Annotated in this window: 3 protein-coding genes; all 3 read right to left on the bottom strand. The window is 64.8% G+C overall.

Features of this window, described 5'->3' with window-relative positions; all coding sequences use genetic code 11:
* Positions 1 to 217: 217 nt before the first annotated feature.
* Positions 218 to 1,675 carry a hypothetical protein gene (locus BMZ97_RS30500; protein ID WP_092178586.1) on the bottom strand — a complete coding sequence of 486 codons (1,458 nt, stop codon included), beginning with the start codon at positions 1,673 to 1,675 and terminating at the stop codon, positions 218 to 220.
* A 6-nt stretch (positions 1,676 to 1,681) separates the two neighbouring features.
* Positions 1,682 to 2,278 carry a hypothetical protein gene (locus BMZ97_RS30495; protein ID WP_092178584.1) on the bottom strand — a complete coding sequence of 199 codons (597 nt, stop codon included), beginning with the start codon at positions 2,276 to 2,278 and terminating at the stop codon, positions 1,682 to 1,684.
* Between the two features lie 138 nt (positions 2,279 to 2,416).
* Positions 2,417 to 2,610: hypothetical protein (locus tag BMZ97_RS31475; RefSeq protein ID WP_210188368.1), on the bottom strand; the 194-nt coding region annotated here is incomplete at its 5' end.

Genomic DNA, 2,610 nt, shown 5'->3' with positions numbered 1-2,610 from the left:
CCGTCGCAAGAAAGCTCCTCACCGTCCTCAACGCCATGCTCAAAACTGACACAGCCTTCCAAGCATGACACACCAAACAACACAGTTGCCGGATCTCCGCTTCGCTGCGTCCGGAATGACGGCGTGTAGGTGATCAAGGCAGGGCCGTCGAAATCTACGGGTTCATTTCGGGCCAGCCTCTCAGGATGAGGGCTGTGGGACATCTCGAACAGGTCTCTCAGCGCGGCGTCGCGGAAAATTCCGCATGGATCGTCTTGCGGTTGGCCTCATCCCGTTCATAGGCCTCGCGCCCGGCCTCGACCGCGCGCGTCTTCAGGCGCTCGATCTCGCCGGCGAGGTCGACCCCGCGCACCAGCGCCAACTGGTCCTTGAGCTTGGCTTCGATCAGCGCCGGCATATTGGCGAACTGGCGTTCGACATCCTCGATCAGCGCCCGCAGCCTGGAATGGTCGACGAGCTCCGCCGGCTGGTCGATCTCGGGCAGGTTGATGCCTTGCGAGAAATAGGCCGGCGGCAGATCGGTGCGCACCCTGAGATTGGCCTCGCGATACTGCATCACGGCGGCGTCCTTGGCGGCGCGCAATTGCGCGACGCGGGTGAGGTAATGGTCGCGGATCTGGTCGGCGCTGGCCTTGGCGAGCTGCAGCCGGCTGATCTCGCGCTGGCAATCCTCGCGAAAACCCTCGACCTGGCCGCGGATCTGTTCGAGTTCGGGCGCGAGCTCGGTGTCGAGCCGGCGGCGCTCCCGCTCCACAGCCTCCCAGCGCTGCCGCCAGCGCTTATAGGCGAAGGCCTGGCCGGGATAGCTGCCGAAGGCCGAATAGCCCTTGGAGGCGGAGAAGAAGGCGATCAGGCAGCCGATCAGCACGAGCGCGATCGATTTCAGCTCGTAGACGCCGAGCGGGTTCGCCAGCATATGCGGCACCACCTGCTGCGAGGCGGCGTCGGGATTGGCGATCAGCAATTCGCGGTAATGCCCGACGGCGAGGTTGAACAGCACGATCAGCGCGATCATCCCGGCATAGGCCGGCAGCGCCCAGAACAGATGCGAGGCCTTGACGTGCTGGCAATAGCGCGCCGGCCACAGGCCCATGACGAAGCCGAGCGAGATGTTCAGCGCCGAGATGATCACGGCGGTCGCCGCCCCGCCGATCAAGCCGAAATCGCTGGCATCGGCGAAGAAATTGCCGTTGAGCAGGCTCTCGATCGCCAGCGGCACCACGAGGAAGGCCAGCGTGAACTGCCACTTCTCCAGCTTCGGGTCGCTGCTGCGCTGGTTCACATAGTTGAAATACTCATATTCGCGCTTGGCCTTCAGCGCGTCGAAGACCGTCTGCTCGAGCTCGCCACCATGCTTGTTCAGCAGCGCCCGCATGCCGGATTCGATGCGCCTGATCCGGGTCTCGTAGCGCTCCGCCGTCAGCGCCTCGCGCTTGCCGATGATTTCGGCATGGAGCGCGGCAAGCTTTGCCGTCGCCTCCTGCCGGATGCCGTTGAACAGCTCGGTGACGCGGGCGAGCAGGCCAAGCTCGGTCTGCGAGGGCAGGGCGGAATGAGCCGGCGGGTTGTTGGCGAGCGCGTCGCCGGCGCCGCGCAGCCCGGCCTGCGCCGCCTCGGCCAGATGATAGCCGGTAATCGGCGGCACGTTTGAGCCGCTGCTGCGATCATCCGTCATGCGCGATCAACCGTCATGGGAGGCTCGCGCCAGATAGCCCCGGACATCGACGATGTCGGCGTGGAAATCGCGGAAGCGCGGAAAGGCCGGGCGGCGATAGGCCCTGTCGAACCAGAGCGCGACCAGAATCAGGATCGGCGTGGCGATGAAGAGCGCGCTGTGACCAGGCAGCGAGGCAGAGCCAGCAGCCACCGCCGCAAGCGCCAGCGCCGCGACGCCGGCGGCGCTGAGCGCAAGCATCGTCAACAGCGCACCGATGCGGTGGCGGCCGGTGTCGTAGGACAGGCGCAGCAAACCCTGCAGCACAGTCAGCGCGCTGGCGGCGGATAATTCGAGCACGATGAGGAAGGCGAAGACCGCCGCGATGCCGGGGCCAATCGCCGTGGTCGCTGCTGGCCGCAAGATCGAGAACACCGCTCTCGCCGAGAAACCGGCGAATGCCAGGCAGAGAACGAGGGCGCCGGTCAGCAGCAAGGCGGGGAAGCGGACATCGCGCCACAGCCTGATCGCCGCCAGCACGAGCCTAACAAAGACGGTGTCCTGCACCAGGCGGAACGCGGCGCGTGGGAACGCCTTGATCCGGGAATGGACACGACTCAGCATGAAACGCCTGCAACCGGAACGGGCCAAAACGTTAGCCCAACCGGCTATCGGGTCAAGTTGTAACGAATTGGGGTAAGAGCTCGTTCGGACATTCCAGCCCTCATCCTGGGAGCCTGGCCGACAATGTGAGCGAGGATTTCAGTCGGTTGGAATTTCGTCTCGAAACGCGCCGTCATCCCGGGCGACTGCAAGGAGACCCGGGATCCATTCCGGAACCTCACCTGCAAGCGCTCCGGCATGGATCCCTGTGTGTTTGATTGGTGTTATGATTGGTGCGGGCGGGAAGCCGTTGGATTCCCGGTGGCAAACACCGCGTTCCGGCTCGGTTCCCG

Source organism: Allobosea sp. OK403, assembly GCF_900113835.1.
Lineage (GTDB): Bacteria > Pseudomonadota > Alphaproteobacteria > Rhizobiales > Beijerinckiaceae > Allobosea.
Note: the sequence above shows the minus strand (reverse complement) of the source record. Positions and strands in the feature narration are given on the sequence as shown.

What these genes read in the sequence shown, in the direction of transcription:
- BMZ97_RS30500 (WP_092178586.1), bottom strand. Translation starts at nt 1,675, where the DNA reads ATGACGGATGATCGCAGCAGCGGCTCAAACGTGCCGCCGATTACCGGC.
- BMZ97_RS30495 (WP_092178584.1), bottom strand. Translation starts at nt 2,278, where the DNA reads ATGCTGAGTCGTGTCCATTCCCGGATCAAGGCGTTCCCACGCGCCGCG.